Source organism: Kribbella sp. NPDC051770 (genome assembly GCF_040681455.1).
GTDB lineage: Bacteria > Actinomycetota > Actinomycetes > Propionibacteriales > Kribbellaceae > Kribbella.
Window position 1 is genome coordinate 467,056 of record NZ_JBFAYT010000001.1, and the last position, 17,661, is coordinate 484,716.

Consider the following 17,661-nt stretch of genomic DNA (forward strand, 5'->3'; position numbering starts at 1 on the left):
TGACAACGGCGGAGCATGGAGTGGCGATGACAGACGTGTGGGAGTTCCAGCTGGAGCTGCGGAGCGACCCGGCGAGTGCGGCGGCGCGGACGGCGGTGCTGGACAAGCCCGGGTTCGGCCAGGCGTTCACCGACCACATGGTGCTGGCGAACTGGTCGGCCGACCGCGGCTGGTTCGACCAGCGGGTGACGGCGTACGCGCCGCTGCAGGTGAGCCCGGCCGCCGCTGTGCTGCACTACGCGCAGGAGATCTTCGAAGGGCTCAAGGCGTACCGGCACGAGGACGGGTCGGTCTGGTCGTTCCGGCCCGAACTGAACGCGGCGCGCTTCCGGCGGAGTGCCCGGCGGCTAGCGCTGCCGCAGGTCGAGGAGCAGGACTTCATCGCGGCGCTGCGCGCGCTGCTGACCGTCGACGAGGCCTGGGTGCCGGCCAGCGAATCCGGTGAGAGCAGCCTGTACCTGCGGCCGTACATGATCGCTACCGAGGCGGCGCTGAGTGTGCGCCCGGCCAACGAGGTGCTGTTCGGCGTCATCGCCTCCCCAGCCGGCGCGTACTTCGAGACCGGCCCGAAGCCCGTGTCGATCTGGCTGACCACCTCCTCCATCCGCGCGACTCCCGGCGGCACGGGCGCGGCCAAGTGCGGCGGCAACTACGCCGCCAGCCTCGCCGCCCTCGCCGAGGCCGTGGCGAACGGCTGCGACCAGGTCGCCTTCGTCGACGCGGTCGAACGCCGCTGGCTGGAGGAGATCGGCAGCATGAACCTGTTCTTCGTCCACTCCGACGGCACGATCGTCACCCCTGAGTTGTCCGGCTCGATCCTCGAAGGCGTCACCCGTACGTCGGTCATCGACCTGGCCCGCGACCTCGGCCACACCGTCGTCGAACGCCGCGTCTCCGCCGACGAGTGGCGCGACGGCGTCCGCTCCGGCGACATCACCGAGGTCTTCGCCTCCGGCACCGCCGCCGTCATCACCCCCATCGGCCGCGTCGCCTGGCCCGAGGGCAACCTCACGATCGGCGACCCAACGGTCAACCACGGCGTGGGCCCGATCACTGCGACTCTCCGCAAGACCCTCCTCAACCTCCAGTACGGCCGAATCCCCGATGACCACGGCTGGCTCACGCGTTTGGTCTGACGGCCTGGCTGGACGTCGCCGCAGGTCGGGTCGACATGCAGCACTGATCAAGCGGGCCGTGGACCCGAAACTCCGGTGCGGCTGAGCGGGCGAGTGGCGGATCGGAAGGCGTTGGTCAGTGGTGGGTGTCGGCCGATCCGCCGACGCCCAGCCGTACCGTCGGAGCTTCCCTGCCACGCTGCTCTCGCTCAACGAACTGCCGGAACGCCTCGTCGGCGGTCTTCTCGCCTCCGCGGCACCAGTCGACTTCCCCCTCAGCCCAAGTCGGCAACTGCCAGGCGTTCGGCGAAGCCTCCTTCCCTGACTCAGGCCGCGGCGCGCGGGGTGGGTCGACGTGCAGCACCCACCAAGTGAGGCGCGGGCTTCGATCTCCGTGGAGCTTGAGCGGGCGGATAGCGGGTTGGCGAGGGTTGGACGGTGGTGGGCGTCGGCCGACGAGGGGGCCAGCGGAGGCGGCGCGATCGCGGGGTAGCCGAGTCGAGGCAAATCGCCTGGCCGCGTGATCGCCGGATCGGCCGGCGGGCTGACTGCCGCACTCGCCACTCGCCTCCGCGGGACCGCCCACCCGCTCACCCGCCGCTCACCCCCGAGTCCGCGGGCGGGCCGCCAGGGGTGGCCGGTGTCGACGTGCAGCACTGATCAAGCGAGCTGTGGGCTGGAATTTCGGTGCGGCTGAGCGGGCAGGTGGCTGGTCGGCGGTGGTTGTTCAGTGGTGGGTGTCGATCGATCAGCCGGGTGTGGACGGTGGTACATGTCGGTGGTGCGGGCGGACGTGCAGCACTCAGTAACCCGGCGCCTGACCGGACGCTGCCGCCTGGGATCGCGGCGACGGGGTGGGTTGTGACGGGTTGGTGAGTGCTGGATGTCCCCCGGGGCGGTTAGGTTGGCGGTATGGCTGAGTCCTCGGCGGGGCCCACGGGTGGGGAGAAGGCTGCGAAGAAGAGCAAGTCGCCGGCGGTCGAGCTCGAGGTTGGGGAGCGGATTGTCCGGATCTCCAATCCGGATCGGGTGTACTTTCCGGCGCGGGGTGAGACCAAGCTCGATCTGGTGAAGTACTACCTGGCGGTCGGGGACGGGATCGTGCGGGCGTTGCGGGAGCGGCCTTGTATGTTGCATCGGTTTCCGGACGGGGTGGCCGGGGAGAAGGTGCATCAGAAGCGGCTGCCGCACGGGGCTCCGGAGTGGATGGAGACCGTGCGGGTGACGTTTCCGCGGTACAACCGGACGGCGGACGAGCTGTGCGTGACCGAGGTCGCGCATGTTGCTTGGGCGGTGCAGATGTCGACCGTCGAGTTCCATCCGTGGAACAGCCGGCGGGCTGACACCGAGAAGCCGGACGAGTGGCGGATCGATCTGGATCCGATGCCGGAGTGCCCGTTCGATCGGGTGCGCAAGGTGGCGAACGTGACGCGGGAGCTGTTGGCCGAGCTGGGGGCGGACGGGTACCCGAAGACGTCGGGCGGGTCGGGGATGCATGTGTATGTGCGGATCAAGCCTGAGCATGGCTTCTCTGATGTACGGCGTGCCGCGCTCGCGTTCGCGCGGGAGGTGGAGCGGCGGGCGCCGGAGGATGTGACGACGACGTGGTGGCGGAAGGATCGCGACCCGAAGAAGTTGTTCGTGGACTTCAATCAGAATGCGCGGGATCACACGATCGCTGCTGCCTACTCGGTGCGGGGGAATCCTGAGGGGACCGTCTCGACGCCCATTCGGTGGGACGAGGTGGACGACGTGGAGCCGCGGGAGTTCACGATCGCGACGGTGCCGGCGCGGTTCGCGGAGCTCGGGGATCTGCACGCGACGATCGACGACAACCCGTACACGCTGGACACGCTGCTGGAGTGGGCCGACCGGGACGAGCGGGAAGGCGCTGAGGAGCCCCCGCCGCCGGAGGAGTGATCAGCTGCCGGCCAAGCCGTGGTGCAGGAGGTCGGTCAGTAGATCGACCGCCTCGTCCTCGGCGATCGTGCGCCCGTCAGCTGCATTGACGACCAGCCACTGGTACGCGAAGCCCTCCATCAGGGCATTCATCGCCGAGATGTGATGCGTCGGATCGGCCGGTGGGTTCGGCAGGTGGGCGAAGTGCTCGACCATGTGGGCGTCGTCGTCGGCCATGATCTGCCGCAGCCGGCGGCCGAGCACCGGATCCACCATCGACGCCTGCTTCAGCGCGACCATCTCCGGCAGGTGCGCCTGGTAGAACCGCCAGAACATCGCGACGTGCCACCGGATCGCCGCCCGGTCGCTGAAGTCGGCTGAGTGCTCCGCATCGTCCAGTACGGCGGTGTCGGCCTCCGCGAGCATGTCGGTCAGGAGCGCTTCGAGCAGCTCCTCCTTGCTCGCGAAGTGGTTGTAGAACGAGCCGGTCGCGCGACCGGCCGCCGCGGTGATGTCGGTGATCTTCGTGTTCAGGTACCCGCGCTCGGCGAACACCTCGCGCGCGGCCTGCTTCAGCGCGGCCTCGGTCCCGGCCGCCTTCTCCTTGCGGCTGCCCGTCAGCATCCCGACCACCTCCTTGACAGCGAACACTAGCGACGCGCACACTGAATTCAGATTCAGTGAATCATAATTCAGCGAAGCGGAGAAGGACATGAACGTACTGATCGCCGGCGCCGGACCGACCGGACTAACGCTGGGCATCGACCTGGCTCGGCGCGGGATCGCCGTCCGCGTGGTCGACCAGGCCACCAGCTACTTCGAGGGCTCCCGCGGCGACGGTCTGCAGCCGCGGACGCTGGAGGTGTTCGAGGACCTCGGCGTGCTCGACGAGGTCCTCGCGCAGGGCATCCCGGCGCCGGCCATGAAGGTGGTGATCGACGGACAGTTCGTGCAGGAGCGCCGGATGGCACCGATCGTCGAGCCGACCGCCGACTCGCCGTACCCGAACGCACTGATGCTCGGCCAGTCGAAGACCGAGGCGATCCTGCGCGCCAAGCTCGCGGAGTACGGCGTCCAGGTGGAACTCAGTACCGGTCTCGACACTTTCACCCAAGACGAGGACCGAGTAACAGCGACGCTGTCCACCGGTGAGACCGTGACCGTCGACTACCTGGTCGGCGCCGACGGCGGCCGCAGCACGGTCCGCAAGGCGCTCGGCATCCCGTTCACCGGAGTCACCGACGAGTCGATCCGGATGCTGCTCGGCGACGTCGCGGCCGACGGGCTCGACCACGACTTCGGCTACTGGTTCGCTCAGGGCACCAACCCGATGTCCGGTGTGATCATGACCCCGCTGTCCGGCGGTGACCAGTTCCAGTTCGGGACACCGCTCGACGACGACCAGCTCGACCCGACCCTGGAGACCCTGCAGGAGCTCGTCGACCGGTACGCCGGGCCAGGCGTCGCCAAGCTCCGCGACCTGACCTGGTCGACGATCTGGCGGCCGAACATCCGGCTCGCCGAGCGGTTCCGCGACGGCCGCGTGTTCCTGGCCGGCGACGCCGCGCACGTGCACCCGCCGACCGGCGGCCAGGGCCTGAACACCGGTGTCCAGGACGCGTACAACCTCGGCTGGAAGCTTGCCAGCGGCAACGAGGAGCTGCTGGCGTCGTACGAGACCGAGCGGCGGACCAACGCCGAGCGGGTGCTCGGGATCAGCACCGGGATCATGAAGAAGTACCAGGACGGCGACGAGGGCGCGCACGAGCGCGGCCGGGACACCCAGCAGCTCGACATCAGCTACCGGGACCTGGACGACCCGGCGCGGGTCACCACCGGCGACCGCGCGCCTGACTCACCGCTGGTCGATGCCGAGGGCAAGCAGACACGGCTCTTCGAGCTGTTCCGCGGGCCGCACGAAACGCTGCTCCGGTTCGCGCCCGATGCTCCGAGCAACCACCCGCACACCGTGGACGTTGTCCGGGGCAACCCGACCGGCAGCGCGTACGCCTCCTCCGAGGCGTTCCTCCACTACGACGCCGACGAAGGTGACGAGCTGCTCGTCCGCCCCGACGGCTACCTGGGTGCCGTCCTACGATGACCGGATGCACTTCACGGAGTACCACACGCGACTGGCGGCGTACGCGGTGATCGTCGACGACAGCGACCGGATCCTGCTCACCTGGTTCAACGGCACCAAGCGCGATGCACCGTGCTGGTCGCTGCCGGGCGGCGGGGTGGAGTACGACGAGACCGTCGAGCAGGCTGTGATCCGCGAGGTGCGGGAGGAGACCGGGTACGACGTGGTGCTGCACGAGCCGCTGGTCGTGCACTCGTTCACCGCGCCGAGCGAGCCGGACCGGCCGCTGCCGTTCAAGTCAGTCCGCGTCGTCTACCGCGCGACGATCACCGGCGGGACGCTCGGCACGCTCGAGGTCGGCGGCTCCACGGACTTCGCGGAGTGGAAGCCGCTCGACCTCGACGCCGCCGAGCCGCGCGCGGACATCGTCGACGTGGCGATCAAGGCTCACCTTGCCCGGTAACGCCGCATCGCGTGATGCAACGTCTGGTTCACCACCCCAGGCAGCGTCAGCTCCCACTCCCCCAGCGTCTCGACCACATCCCCGCCGGTCCCGAGCTTCCACCGCAGCAGCCCGTACTCACGCCGCCCAGGATCGAGACAGTCCGAGATCCCCCGCATGTCGTAGTACGCGGCACCGTGCTTGAACGCGTCCTGCATCATCCGCCACTGCAACGCGTGACTCGGCCGTACGTCGCGACGATGGCTCGCCGACGCCCCCGTCTGGTACCAGACCCGGCGCCCGACCACGTTCATCGTGTGCGCGGCGAGCACCTCACCCTCGTACGACGCCAGGTACAGCCGCATCCGGCCGGGCGCCTCGGCGTTGAGCGCGCGGTACTGGCGCTGGTAGTAGCCGAGCGTCCGCCCGAGCCGGAAGCCGTTGCGCCGTTCCGTTGTCTGGAGCAACTGGTAGAACGCCGGCAAGTCGCCCTCGGCACCTATCCGCGTTTCGATGCCGGATCGCACTGATTTCTTCAGGTTTCGTTGCCACTCGCTGTTCATCGCGGTCAGCACACCGTCCAGCGAGGGCAGCGGCACCTGGAAGACGAACCGCGGCTGAGCGTCGCCGCCGTCCTCGCAGCGAGCCCAGCCGAGCGATCGCAACCGGTCGCTCACCGACGACCCGACCGGCTCGACGAGATCGGGCAGCACGTCGCCGATCCGCAGCGACGGACCAGCTGCGGTCTTCAGCGTCGCAGCCTTCCACCGCCGCAGCGCCGGCGGCGGACCGAGCCGTACGGCGAACGCGCCGCCCTCGACGAGATGCTCGATCAGCGGCGTCAGCCAACGATCGAGCGCCGGGTCGGTCCAGTCGATGTCCGGGCCTTCCGGCAGGTACGCGAACGACCGCCGTACGCCGGGAACGCCGCGGTGCAGCACCAGCGCCGTACCGACGATCTCGCCGTCGGCGTCGCGCCACGCGAGCAGCTCCGGGCGCCAGTCGGGCTTGACCTGCGCCCAGGACGGGTTCTGCAGAAAGCTCCGGCCGCCGTACAGGTCACCGGCGGCAAGGTACGTCGCGGCGTCGATAGCTCCGACTGTCAGCCGGGCTTGTCGAGTTGGCCTCAGCGTCGTGGCGAGCACAGCGCACCTCCGGGTCGGCGTGATCGGCATCCCTTGTAGACAAAGACGTAACGACCGCCCGAAAACGTTCTGTCCGCCTCTGCCTTGTACGACGCCCGGACCGAACCGGAGTGTCACAGCTCAACTCGTTGCGCAAAATCCACGCGAGCCCGGCGGCCGGATCTAGGATCTGGGGATGCGCTCCCTCGACCCGCTCGCCGCCCGCCATCGCGCCGCCGAGCTGGCCGCCTCGCCCGAGCGGGCGATCCTCGGTATCACCGGCGCGCCCGCGGCCGGCAAGTCGACGTACGCCGAACAGCTGGTCGCAGACCTGAGCGCCGACGGGTTGAACGTCGCCCTGGTCCCCATGGACGGCTTCCACCTCGCGCAGTCGGCGCTGGAGTCACTCGGCCTGGCCGACGTCAAAGGCGCTCCCCACACCTTCGACGCCGCCGGCTTCGTCGCCCTCCTCCAGCGCCTGAAGAACCGCGACGGCACCGTCTGGGCACCCCGCTTCGACCGCTCCCTCGAGGACTCGATCGCCGCCAGCATCGGCGTCACTCCCGAGATCGACCTGGTCGTCACCGAAGGCAACTACCTGCTCCTCCCCGACGATCCGTGGGCCGCCGGGCGCGGGCTGATCGACGAGGTCTGGTACATCGACCTGCCCGACGCTGTCCGCCACAGCCGGCTCGAAGCACGCCATCGCCGCTTCGGGCGCTCACCTGAGGAAGCGCACGCGCGTACGTTCGGCTCGGACGAGCAGAACGCGAAGCTGATCGCCGCCACCAAGCCGTCGGCGGACGCGGTCCTTCACCTCTAGCCGCAGGTGCGCTCGATGAAACCCGCGACGCCGTCCAGATACAGCTGCAGCCCGAAGTCGAAGTCCTCGTTGTCGGACTCTTCGTAAGTGATCTCGGTGTCAAAAACGCCAGCGGCGAGGACTCGCGCCAGCGCCGGGAGACGCTGGGGATCGACGACGGCCTTCAGGACTGCGCCGTAGCGGCTGAAGAGTTCGGGCTTGTCGGCGAAGCCTGCGGCGAGGTCCAGGGACAGGCGGATCTGGCCGTGGACGTAGGTGAGCAGGCCCATCACCACGCCAACCTTGCCTTCCTCCGACAGACCGGTGTCGGCCAGAACGGACAGCGCTGAGTCGAACCAGGCCAGGTTCTTCGGGCCGGTGGGTGGGCCTGACAGGGTGAGTTGGGAGTACCACGTGTGCTGGCGGGTGACCGTGAGGACGTTGTCGGCCCAGAAGGTCAGGCCGGTGCGCCAGTCGATGCCTTCCGGCATCGGTTCGGGGTGTTCGAGGGCGGCGTCCGACATCAGGGTGAGCAGGTCGTCCTTGCTCTTCACGTGCCGGTAGAGCGCCATCGTCGAGTTGCCGAGGCGTTCGGCGACGCGGGCCATCGAGACCGCGGCCAGGCCCTCGGCGTCGGCGAGCTCGATCGCGGCCTGGGTGATGTCGTCGACGGTCAGCGACGGTTTCGGGCCGCGCCTCGCGGTGTCCTTCAGCCCCCACATCAGGACGACGTCCGCGGGCAGCTCGCTCATCTCCACCTCGCCAGTCTAGAAACGACTACTGCGTACCTGCTACGCTAATTAGCGTAGACGATACGCAGTAAGGGGAGGATCATGATCGTCGAGGCCAGCGGCCTGACCAAGAGGTACGGCAGTACCGAGGTGTTGAGCGGTGTCGACCTGGCCGTAGAAGAGGGCGAAGTGCTCGCCCTGCTCGGCCCGAACGGCGCCGGCAAGACCACCACCGTGCGGATCCTGACCACGCTCACCCGTCCGACCTCCGGCACCGCGTCCATCGCCGGGTACGACGTGGTGCACGCGGCGCCCAAGGTCCGCGGCGTGATCAGCCTGACCGGGCAGTACGCCGCGGTCGACGACAACCAGACCGGGCGCGAGAACCTCGTCATGGTCGGCCGCTTGATGCACCTCGGCCGCGACCAGGCGAGGCAGCGGACCCGAGACCTGCTCGAACGCTTCGGCCTCACCGACGCGATGGACCGCCGGGTGAAGACGTACTCCGGCGGCATGCGCCGCCGCCTCGATCTCGCGATGAGCCTGATCGGCCGGCCGCGGGTGATCTTCCTGGACGAGCCGACCACCGGGCTCGACCCGGCCAGCCGGCTGACCATGTGGGAGGCGATCGGCGAGCTGGTCCGGGACGGGACGACGATCCTGCTCACCACCCAGTACCTCGAGGAGGCCGACCGCCTGGCCGACCGGATCGTGCTGCTCGACCGCGGCCGGATCACCGCGGCCGGGACCGCGGACGCGCTCAAGAGCCAGGTCGGCGGCGAGCGGATCGAGCTCTACTTCACCGACCCGGTCGACGCGCAGAAGACGGCGCAGGCGCTGAACGGCCTCGCGGACGGCGTACTGGTGAATCTGCCGTCGGACGGGACAGCCGCGCACCTGCACGCCGTACTGGACGATCTGCGCGCGCAGGGACTGCAACCCACGCGCGTCTCGTCGCACCGGCCGACGCTCGACGACGTGTTCCTCACCCTGACCGCCAAGGAGTCCGCATGAGCCACGAGGGGTTCGCGGCCGCGCTGAGCGACACCGCGACGATGATCGACCGCAGCATCCGGCTCAGCCGCCGCAACGTGGACACACTGTTCGTCTCGATCCTGCTGCCGTTGCTGATGATGATGCTGTTCGTCTACGTGTTCGGCGGCGCGATCGAGACCGGTACGGCGTACATCAACTACGTGGTGCCCGGGATCCTGCTGCTGACCACCGGGTACGGCGCGTCGAACACCGCGATGGCGGTCGCCGACGACATGACCAAGGGCATGATCGACCGGCTCCGATCGTTGCCGGTGCGCAGCTTCGCGGTGCTGACCGGGCACGTCACCGCGAGCGTCGTCCGGAACGCGGCGTCGACCGCGATCGTGCTCCTGGCCGCGCTGGCGATGGGTTTCCGGCCGAACGCGACGCCGCTGGAGTGGCTGGGCGCGATCGGCCTGCTCGCGCTGTACGTGATCGCGCTGTCGTGGCTCGCGGCCGGGCTCGGGGTGATCGCGAAGACGGTCGAGTCGGCGAGCACGCTGAGCTTCTTCATGCTGTTCCTGCCCTACCTGAGCAGCGCGTTCGTGCAGCCCGAGACGATGCCGGGCTGGCTCCGCCCGATCAGCGAGCACCAGCCGATCACGCCGGTGATCGAGACCGTGCGCAGCTTCCTGACCGGTACGCCGCTGGGCAGCAGCGGCTGGATCGCGCTCGCATGGTGCGGCGGGCTGCTGGTCTTCTCCGTGACGTTCGCGTCGCTGCTCTACCGGCGCCGCGGCAGCAGCTGAAAAAACGAGTGCCCCGACCTTGGATCGGGGCACTCGCCCGTGCGGGTCCCGGGGGGAGTGGGACCTCCACACGTGGGGGGAACCTCGAATCTATCGCCTCCGCAGGGTCAGACCGGAATCGAGACGGCGATTCTCGTAACCCTGTCCGCTGAGCGGTCGATCGGTGCGCCCAACGGTCGATGTTTGCCTTGACAACGTTTGACCTGGAGGTCCGGAGGTTCGCCTTGTCCGACGACGAGCAGCGTTGTCCGGCCCCGCTCGAAGATTCTCCTCCCCCGATGTCGATTTCGGGAGTTCTGGTCCGACGTACCAGTAAGAGCGAGAAACCAAGGGAGAGGGTCAGCATGAACGGGAACAGCGCCAACCAGATGATCGTCAGCATGCTGGCCGAGGGGAACCCGGTCTGGTACGTGGCGGCGATGGTGAACATGCGGAGTCACGACGTGTACGTGATCGGGCAGGCCGCCGGGTACCCGGACAAGGCGAAGCTGCGGCGGACGGTGTGGGCCGAGCAGAACCGGGCCCGGGCCGCCGCGTGAGGGCGCGAAGCGGGTGGGGCGGGGCGGTGCACCCGGGGCAGGGACCGGGTGCACCGCGGCTCGGGGAGCTGCGCCCCGGCGTACGGGTCAGGCCAGCAGGCCGGCCATCCAGCGGGTGACCGTGGGGAGCATCGCGCTGCCGGAGTGGGCGGCGCCGTCGACCATGTCGAAGGTGACGTCGAGGCCGTGGGAGCGGTAGTTGCGCTCCAGGGTGCGGAGCCGCTCGATACGGGTGCTGCCGGTCTTCTCGACGCCGTCCATCCAGTTCGACTCGCCGGGGTTGTTGATCTCCCAGGTCTCGACGTCCTCGGTGCCGACCACCATCTGGATCGGCACCTTGCGCAGTGCGTCGAAGTCGATCTTCTGACCGAACTTCTGCTCGAAGCCCTTCGTCCCCAGCCACCACTCCAGCGTGTCGTCGAGCTGGGTGATCCGGCCCGGTGCCCCGATCGACGCGGCCGCGAGCCGGTCCGGGTGCAGGTACAGGAACCGGTGCGTGAACTGCCCGCCGCCGGAGAACCCGTGCAGGTAGAACTTGTCCGCCGCCACCGGGAACCGCTCGGCCACCTCGTCGACGATCGACAGCAGCATGTGGTCGAAGCGGATGCCCTGGTACTCGATGAACTTGAAGTTGTGCAGGTCGTTGGGGTCGATCAGCCCGGCCGGGAAGATCGGCGTCAGGATCACCACGCCGTACTCGTCGGCGAAGTCCTTCAGGTTGTCGCGGTACTTCGCCGCGGTCCGCGCGGTCCCGTGCTGGACCACCAGCAGCGGCGCCCGGTCGTCGTCCTGCAGCTGCTTGGGCACGTAGAGCAGGTAGTGCAGCCGCGGGTCGGCCTGGGAGGCGAAGATCGGGATCGACCCGCGCTGGTAGAACGCAGCGGTAGGGGCGACCTGCTGGGTGTCGGTCATGAACGTCCTTCGGTGAGTGCGAATGCGGCCCGCAGTTCGGCCACGCGTTCCGGCTGCCAGCCGGGCGCGGGGGCCGAGGAGAGCAGCATCTGGGTGTAGGGGTGCCGGGGCCGGCGGAGCAGCTCGGCGGTGGCGTTCTGCTCGACGTCGTCGCCGCGGTACATCACCAGGATGTGGTCGGTGACCTCACCGACCACGGCCAGGTCGTGGCTGACGAAGACCAGCGCGATCCCGAGGGCGTCGCGGATCTCGTTGAGCAGGGCAAGGATCTTGGCCTGGACCGAGACGTCGAGCGCGGAGACCGCCTCGTCGAGCACCAGCACCTTCGGCCGTACGGCGAGCGCCCGCGCGATCGCGACTCGTTGCCGCTGGCCACCACTGAGCTCGTGCGGCCGGGACGCGGCGAGCTTCGACGCGAGCCCGACCTGGTCGAGCAGGTTGCCGACCTCGGCGGCGACGGCGGCCTTGGCCAGGTCCGGCCGGTGCCGGTTCAGTACGTCGCGCAGGCACGACTCGACGCTGAGCCGCCGGTCGAGCGAGGTGTAGGGGTCCTGGAAGACCATCTGGATCTCGCGGGCGCGCCGCAGCCGGGCGGCCTTGCCGCGCTCGAAGGCCTTGGTCTCCCGGCCGTCGACGGTGACCGTGCCCTGGTCCGGATCGGACAGGCCGACCAGCATCCGGGCGACCGTGGTCTTGCCGGAGCCGGACTCCCCGACGACGCCGAGCGAACCGCCGGCCTCGACCGAGAAGGTGATGTCCCGGGCCGCGACGACGGGAGCGGCGCCGCGTTTGCCGTGGAAGGTCTTGCAGAGCTTGTCGACCGCGAGCACGCTCATCGGGTCACCACCTCGCCGTCCTGCTCGGGCAGCGTCGGAACGGCCTCCGACAGCTGCCGCGTGTACTCGTTGGTCGGGTTCTCGAAGATCGTCGCCCCCGGCTGGTGGTCGACGATCAGCCCTTCCCGCATCACGTACACCCGGTCGCAGTACGCCGCCGCCAGGTGCAGGTCGTGGGTGATGAACAGCACCCCGAGGTCCCGCTCGCCCCGCAGACGCTTGAGCAAGGCAAGCACCTCGGCCTGCGTCGTCACGTCCAGAGCACTCGTTGCCTCGTCGGCCAGCAGCAGCTTCGGGTCGATGCTCAGCGCGGCCGCGATCACGACCCGCTGCAGCATCCCGCCGGACAGCTGGTGCGGGTACTTGCGCAGCAGCGACTCCGGGTCGCGCAGCCCGACGTGCTCGAACAGCGTGAGCAGCTTGGACCGCGCGGCCTTCTTGTTCAGCCCGTGCACCTGGACCAGCCGCTCGGTGGCCGAGTCGCCGATCCGGCGTACCGGGTTGAGCGCCGTACGGGGGGCCTGGAAGATCATCGCGGCGTCGTTCGCGCGGATGTTCTGCACGGTCGCGTCGTCGGCGGACAGCACGTCCACTCCCCCGACGCTGACCCGGCCGCCGGCCTGCGCCTCGTCCGGGAACAGCCGAAGCGCGGCGCGTGCGGTGGTCGACTTGCCGGACCCGGACTCGCCGACCAGCCCGACCGTCTCACCGGTCGCGACCTGCAGCGAGATCCCACGCAGGATCTCCACCGTCGGGACCCGCAGCGTCAGGTCCTCGATCTCGAGCAGCATGCTCATTTCCTCACCGCCAGCTTGTCGGACAGCCGGACGCCGATGACGTTGGTCGCGACCACGACGATCGCGATCGTCAGACCGGGGATCAGGGCCGGCCCGACGATGCCCTGGATGACACCGGTCCGGCCTTCCTGCACCATCAGGCCCCACTCCGAGCTCGGCGGCTGGGAGCCGAAGCCGAGGAAGTTCAGCGAGGCCAGACTCATCAGGCCCTCGCCGAACAGCACGACCAGGTAGCCGACGAGCGTGGGCATCAGGTTCGGCAGCAGGTACTTGCCGCACAGGACGACCCCGCCGACTCCCTGCAGCCGGTAGGCGTCGACGTACGGACGGGCCATCTCCTCCAGCGCGATCGCGCGGGTGAACTTCGCGATCGCCGGAGCGTAGGCCAGCGCCATGCCGAGCACCGAGGTGAGCTGACCGCGGTCGAACACCGCGATCACCAGTACGACGAACAGCAGGCCCGGGAACGCGAACATCACGTCGGTCACCCGGCTCAGCGCGGTGTCGACCCAGCCACCCTTCCAGGCGGCGGTGATGCCGATCAGCACGCCCATCACGGTCGCGACCGCGAGCAGCGCGATCGCGCCGAGCAGGCTCGGCCGGGCGCCGTGGATGATCCGCGACAGGATGTCGCGGCCCAGCTGGTCGGTGCCCAGCCAGTGCGTTGCGCTCGGCGGCTGCCAGAGCGCGCTGAAGTCGGTCTGGGACGGGTCGAACGGCGACACCAGCGGTGCGAACACCGCGGCGATCACCGCGAGCGCCAGTACGCCGGCGCTGAGGTAGAACGGCCACTCCTGGCGGCGGCGAGTCGCCGTCGCGGTCAGGACGGGCGCGGACAGGTCTACGGTCATGAGGCGCTCCTGGCCAGAACCCTTGCATCGAGCAACGGATAGATCAGGTCGACGATCACGGTGACGGCCATGTAGGCGATCACCATGTAGAGCAGGATGGCCTGCACCACCGGGAAGTCGTGGGTGTTGATCGCCTCCACCAGCAGGCTGCCGATCCCGTTCAGCCCGAAGACCCCCTCGACCACGACCGTGCCGGCCAGCATGCCGGCCAAGATCAGCCCGCACATCGTCACGATCGGGCCGAGGGAGTTGCGCAGCACGTGCCGGGTGACGGTCTTGCGGGACGCGAGACCGTACGACCGGGCCGCCTCGACGTGGTCGAGACTCTGCTGCTCGACCATCGTCTGCCGGGTGACCCGGCTGACCACCGCGATCGCCCCGAGGGCGAGCGCGATGGCCGGCAGGGTGAGGTGGTGGATCCGGCCGAGGAAGCCCTCGCCCGGACCCGACACCGAGAACCAGCGCAGTTTCACCGCGAACACCGAGATCAGCACCACCGCGACCACGAAGTTCGGGATCGAGGTGGCGAACGTGGTGACGCCGGTGATCAGCGCGTCGACCGCGGTGCCCTTGCGCAGCGCGGAGACCACGCCGAGCAGGACACCGATCACGATGAACAGCACCCCGGCGTACGCGACCAGGGAAAGGGTGACCGGCAGCCGGCTGCCGAGCAGGTCGGTGACCGGCAGCTGGTACACGAACGACGAACCGAAGTCGCCGTGCAGCAGGTCCTTGGCCCAGATCAGGTACTGCTGCAGGAACGACTGGTCCAGGTGGTACTCGGCCCGCACCGCGGCGATCCGCTCCGGTGTCATGTTCTCCGGGTTGCCGATCAGGAACGCGACCGGGTCACCGGGCGCTGCGTACATCCCGGCGAAGATCACGAACGAGCTGATCACCAGGGTGAGCACCATCGCGCCGAGGCGCCGCAGTGCGACCATCGGTCAGGCCCCCTTGGTCCCGAGGTCGGCGGCCCACGGCGAGTAGCGGTAGCAGCCGCTGGCCGGGACACCGGTCACCTTCGACGACAGCGCCACCGTGCTCGGGCTGTCCACCACCGGGATCCACGGCATCGCCTCGGCCCACTTCTGGGCCAGCTGGATCGCGATGTCGGCGCGGGCGCCGTCGTCCAGGGCGCCACGGCCCTTGTTCACCAGCTCGTCGTACGCCGGGTCGTTGAGCAGCCACTGCACCGTCGAGGTGCTGGCGCCGTTCTTGTAGAAGCCGACCGGGTCGTTCTTGGAGATGAAGTAGTCGTCGGTCAGCACGTCGACGCTCTTGCGGATCGCCTCGTCGTACGGGTCGTACTGCGCGGTCGGGATCTGCGTGATCGAGGCCTTCAGGCCGATCTTCTGGGCGGCGTCGACGAACGCGTTGGCGATCACGTTGCGGACCGGCGAACCGTCGCTGGCGATGATCAGCGGCTGGGTCTGGCCGACCTCGCCGACCAGCTTCTTGGCGGCGTCCAGGTCGCTCTGCGCGGGCTTCGAGGGCAGGCCCTGCAGGGCGTCGTACGCGGTCTTGAACTTGTCCTTCTCATAACCCCAGGCGCCGGAACCGACCGGCTCCTTCCACGGCTGGCCGAGCCCGGAGAAGGCCGCCTTGGCGATGCCCTCCCGGTCGATCGACATCGCCAGCGCCTTGCGCAGCCGGACGTCGCCGAGGCCGCCGCGGTCGGTGATCATCATGTTCCAGACCCGGGTGTCCGGGCCCTGGCTGACGGTGGTGGTGCCGCCGGAGGCCAGCTGGGTCGCCGACGACAGGTTCTCCAGGTACGAGCCGGTCGCCTCACCGGTCTTCAGGGAGTTGACGATGACGTCGTCACTGCCCCACTTGAAGGTGATCTCGTCGGTCTTGGCCGCCTTCTCCTTGTTCCAGAAGTTCGGCGCCTTGGTCAGCGTGATCGACTTGCCGGACTGCCACTCCTTCAGCTGGAACGGCCCGGTGCAGGCGTCGGTCCCGCTCGGCGTGCCGTACTTGCTGCCCTGCGCCTCGACACCCTTCTTGCTCAGTACGACGCCCGCGTCGCCGGCGATCGCCTCGACGAACACCGCGTCGGACTGCTTGAACTTGACCGTCACCTCGTTCGGCCCGGTCTTGCTGACGCCGGTCACGTTCACGTACTCGTCGGACTCGGCGGCGCCGTCGGCGCGGTGCCGGTCCAGGCTCCAGAGCACGTCGTCGGCGGTCATCGGCGTACCGTCGTGGAAGGTGACGCCCTGGCGGATCGTGAAGACCAGCGTGGTCGCGTCCTTCCACACGTACTTCTCGGCCAGCCCCGGCTTCAGGGTCAGGTCGGGCTGCAGCTGCAGCAGCCGGTCGCAGACGTTGGACAGGATCAGGTCGCTCTGCGAGTTCGCCGCGTCGTTGTCCAGGTCGAGGGAGCGCGGCTCCTTGGGCATGAACCAGATCGCCTTGTCGAGCTGCCCGGCCGCGGCCGGGGTGCTGTTGACCAGCTTGATCTGGTCCAGGGCCGGCGACTGCGCGGGGCTGCTGCCGTCACCACAGCCCGCGGCGACTAGCAGGCCGGCCGCGGCCAGCGCCGTACCGGTGGTGAACCTCTTCGAGGAGGTGGCGGACATGGGTACTCCTAGTCGTAAAGATTGAAGGGCACGAGCTCGTAGTCGTGCTCGCACGGGGTGCCTGCTGCGACGCGGTAGTCGCCGGTGGTGAGATCGACCAGGCTGGACAGCACGGTCGACCATTGGCTCAGCGGGGCGAGCCGGTCGTCGGGATGGGCGCAGAGCGAGTCGGGCTGCCCCAGGTGGTCCGACATCGCGCTCCGGACTGCTTTCGGTACGTCGGCGCTGCGCGCTGCCTCCTTCAGCCCCTTCCGGGCCTGCGGCACCCGGAGCAGGGAGTCGGGAGACATCGGGCGGTGCCGCGCCGCCAGCTGCGGCGGCACGAACGCCTGGTAGTGGTTGCCGTGCACAAGCAACCCGTCGGCGGCCGGGTACTCCCAGCCGTGGGCGCCGGGGGTGGTCTCGAGGTCGATGCTGAAACCGGATCGGTCGGTCAGCAGCGCGTTGCTCGCGATGTGCGCCTTGGTGCGGATCAGCACCTTGAGCGCGTCGGAGATGGTGGTCGAGTCCAGGACGAGCCGGCGGATCACCGTCTGCGGTACGCCGACCGTCTCGTCGAAACGGCCGCCGAGGCCGTTCGCGTTCAGGGCGAAGCCGTTGCTGCTGGCACCGTGCCGGCCGATCTGGCCGGCCTCGGTCTGGATGATGATTGTCGGTTTGGGCGGCTGGACCACTCTGAGGACCACGACGGTGTTTCTCGCCGCGTGCCGCCAGTCCCAGTTCTGGCCGGTGTAGACGTGGCCGTCGGCCGCTGCGTCTCCGGTCAGGGAGAAGGAAGTGCAGCCGTCGGGGATCTCGTCGGTGGTCTTCCTGTACACGGCGGCGTCGTACACGATCTCGCCGCGGCAGTTCAGCACCACGATCTCGCGGACGGCGACACCCGCTCCGGCGGCGATGCCCCGCATCTCCTCGTACAGTTCGGGGAAGTCGGTGCCGATCAGTCGTTCCCACGGCGCGGACAGGGTCTGGACCTCGGTCCAGGTGCGGCCGAGCTGCTGCTCGAACGCGGCGCGGTAGTAGTCGATCGACGCCGCGACCAGGTCGGCAGCTGCGCGACCGTACTGCAGTCCGCGATCATAGGCCGACGGACTCGACACCTCGATGATCCTCATCAGGACGGAACTCCTTGTGGGGACTTACCATGGCATTACAGGGGGCCGTCTTTTG

Annotated in this window: 18 protein-coding genes; 8 read left to right on the top strand and 10 right to left on the bottom strand. The window is 68.9% G+C overall.

Translation table 11 applies throughout. From position 1 onward, the window contains the following. The first annotated feature begins 26 nt into the window (after positions 1–26). Both AB0M01_RS02235 and ligD read left to right on the top strand, forming a co-directional pair. Positions 27–1,136, top strand: a complete 1,110-nt coding sequence (locus AB0M01_RS02235; protein ID WP_363665030.1) for a branched-chain amino acid aminotransferase — start codon at positions 27–29, stop codon at positions 1,134–1,136. An 891-nt stretch (positions 1,137–2,027) separates the two neighbouring features. Further along, positions 2,028–3,035: a non-homologous end-joining DNA ligase gene (gene ligD, locus AB0M01_RS02240; protein ID WP_363665031.1), complete on the top strand. Its 1,008-nt coding sequence runs from the start codon at positions 2,028–2,030 to the stop codon at positions 3,033–3,035. Here ligD and AB0M01_RS02245 read toward each other — a convergent pair whose 3' ends face one another. Further along, a complete protein-coding gene (locus AB0M01_RS02245; protein ID WP_363665032.1) occupies positions 3,036–3,638 on the bottom strand; it encodes a TetR/AcrR family transcriptional regulator in 603 nt (200 codons plus the stop codon). It abuts the gene before it with no gap. Between the two features lie 88 nt (positions 3,639–3,726). Between AB0M01_RS02245 and AB0M01_RS02250 the strand changes: the two genes are divergently transcribed. Next, entirely contained in the window at positions 3,727–5,115 is a 1,389-nt protein-coding gene (locus AB0M01_RS02250) for an FAD-dependent monooxygenase (protein ID WP_363665033.1), read from the top strand. A 4-nt stretch (positions 5,116–5,119) separates the two neighbouring features. After that, positions 5,120–5,557: an NUDIX hydrolase gene (locus AB0M01_RS02255; RefSeq protein ID WP_363665034.1), complete on the top strand. Its 438-nt coding sequence runs from the start codon at positions 5,120–5,122 to the stop codon at positions 5,555–5,557. Here the strand turns inward: AB0M01_RS02255 and AB0M01_RS02260 are convergent. Beyond that, positions 5,542–6,711 carry a peptidoglycan bridge formation glycyltransferase FemA/FemB family protein gene (locus AB0M01_RS02260; protein ID WP_363665035.1) on the bottom strand — a complete coding sequence of 390 codons (1,170 nt, stop codon included), beginning with the start codon at positions 6,709–6,711 and terminating at the stop codon, positions 5,542–5,544. The two genes, AB0M01_RS02255 and AB0M01_RS02260, sit on opposite strands and share 16 nt — an antisense overlap. A 145-nt stretch (positions 6,712–6,856) precedes the next feature. On the opposite strand from AB0M01_RS02260, the gene AB0M01_RS02265 reads away from it, so the two are divergent. Further along, on the top strand, positions 6,857–7,483 hold the full coding sequence (locus tag AB0M01_RS02265) for a nucleoside/nucleotide kinase family protein (RefSeq protein ID WP_363665036.1): 627 nt from the start codon (positions 6,857–6,859) through the stop codon (positions 7,481–7,483). Here the strand turns inward: AB0M01_RS02265 and AB0M01_RS02270 are convergent. Beyond that, complete coding sequence (locus AB0M01_RS02270; RefSeq protein WP_363666188.1) at positions 7,480–8,214, bottom strand: TetR/AcrR family transcriptional regulator; 735 nt, start codon at positions 8,212–8,214, stop codon at positions 7,480–7,482. The two genes, AB0M01_RS02265 and AB0M01_RS02270, sit on opposite strands and share 4 nt — an antisense overlap. 81 nt (positions 8,215–8,295) lie before the next feature. Between AB0M01_RS02270 and AB0M01_RS02275 the strand changes: the two genes are divergently transcribed. From AB0M01_RS02275 to AB0M01_RS02285, 3 genes are all read left to right on the top strand, one after another. Continuing rightward, entirely contained in the window at positions 8,296–9,207 is a 912-nt protein-coding gene (locus AB0M01_RS02275) for an ATP-binding cassette domain-containing protein (protein WP_363665037.1), read from the top strand. Continuing rightward, entirely contained in the window at positions 9,204–9,977 is a 774-nt protein-coding gene (locus AB0M01_RS02280; RefSeq protein ID WP_363665038.1) for an ABC transporter permease, read from the top strand. Before AB0M01_RS02275 ends, AB0M01_RS02280 begins: the two co-directional genes overlap by 4 nt. A gap of 344 nt (positions 9,978–10,321) precedes the next feature. Beyond that, on the top strand, positions 10,322–10,516 hold the full coding sequence (locus AB0M01_RS02285; RefSeq protein ID WP_363665040.1) for a hypothetical protein: 195 nt from the start codon (positions 10,322–10,324) through the stop codon (positions 10,514–10,516). Between the two features lie 87 nt (positions 10,517–10,603). Here the strand turns inward: AB0M01_RS02285 and AB0M01_RS02290 are convergent, their stop codons facing one another. From AB0M01_RS02290 to AB0M01_RS02320, 7 genes are read right to left on the bottom strand one after another with little or no spacing between them, the layout of a single operon-like run. Then, positions 10,604–11,428 (bottom strand): PHB depolymerase family esterase, encoded by an 825-nt coding sequence (locus AB0M01_RS02290; RefSeq protein ID WP_363665041.1) that lies wholly within the window; start codon positions 11,426–11,428, stop codon positions 10,604–10,606. Beyond that, complete coding sequence (locus AB0M01_RS02295) at positions 11,425–12,264, bottom strand: ATP-binding cassette domain-containing protein (protein WP_363665042.1); 840 nt, start codon at positions 12,262–12,264, stop codon at positions 11,425–11,427. Before AB0M01_RS02295 ends, AB0M01_RS02290 begins: the two co-directional genes overlap by 4 nt. Then, positions 12,261–13,055, bottom strand: a complete 795-nt coding sequence (locus tag AB0M01_RS02300) for an ABC transporter ATP-binding protein (protein ID WP_363665043.1) — start codon at positions 13,053–13,055, stop codon at positions 12,261–12,263. Before AB0M01_RS02300 ends, AB0M01_RS02295 begins: the two co-directional genes overlap by 4 nt. Positions 13,056–13,057: 2 nt before the next feature. After that, positions 13,058–13,912 carry an ABC transporter permease gene (locus AB0M01_RS02305; RefSeq protein ID WP_363665044.1) on the bottom strand — a complete coding sequence of 285 codons (855 nt, stop codon included), beginning with the start codon at positions 13,910–13,912 and terminating at the stop codon, positions 13,058–13,060. Further along, positions 13,909–14,853 carry an ABC transporter permease gene (locus AB0M01_RS02310; RefSeq protein ID WP_363665045.1) on the bottom strand — a complete coding sequence of 315 codons (945 nt, stop codon included), beginning with the start codon at positions 14,851–14,853 and terminating at the stop codon, positions 13,909–13,911. Before AB0M01_RS02310 ends, AB0M01_RS02305 begins: the two co-directional genes overlap by 4 nt. A gap of 3 nt (positions 14,854–14,856) precedes the next feature. Beyond that, positions 14,857–16,494: an ABC transporter substrate-binding protein gene (locus AB0M01_RS02315; protein WP_363665046.1), complete on the bottom strand. Its 1,638-nt coding sequence runs from the start codon at positions 16,492–16,494 to the stop codon at positions 14,857–14,859. A gap of 8 nt (positions 16,495–16,502) precedes the next feature. Continuing rightward, a complete protein-coding gene (locus AB0M01_RS02320) occupies positions 16,503–17,606 on the bottom strand; it encodes a C45 family peptidase (RefSeq protein WP_363665047.1) in 1,104 nt (367 codons plus the stop codon). Positions 17,607–17,661: the final 55 nt, after the last annotated feature.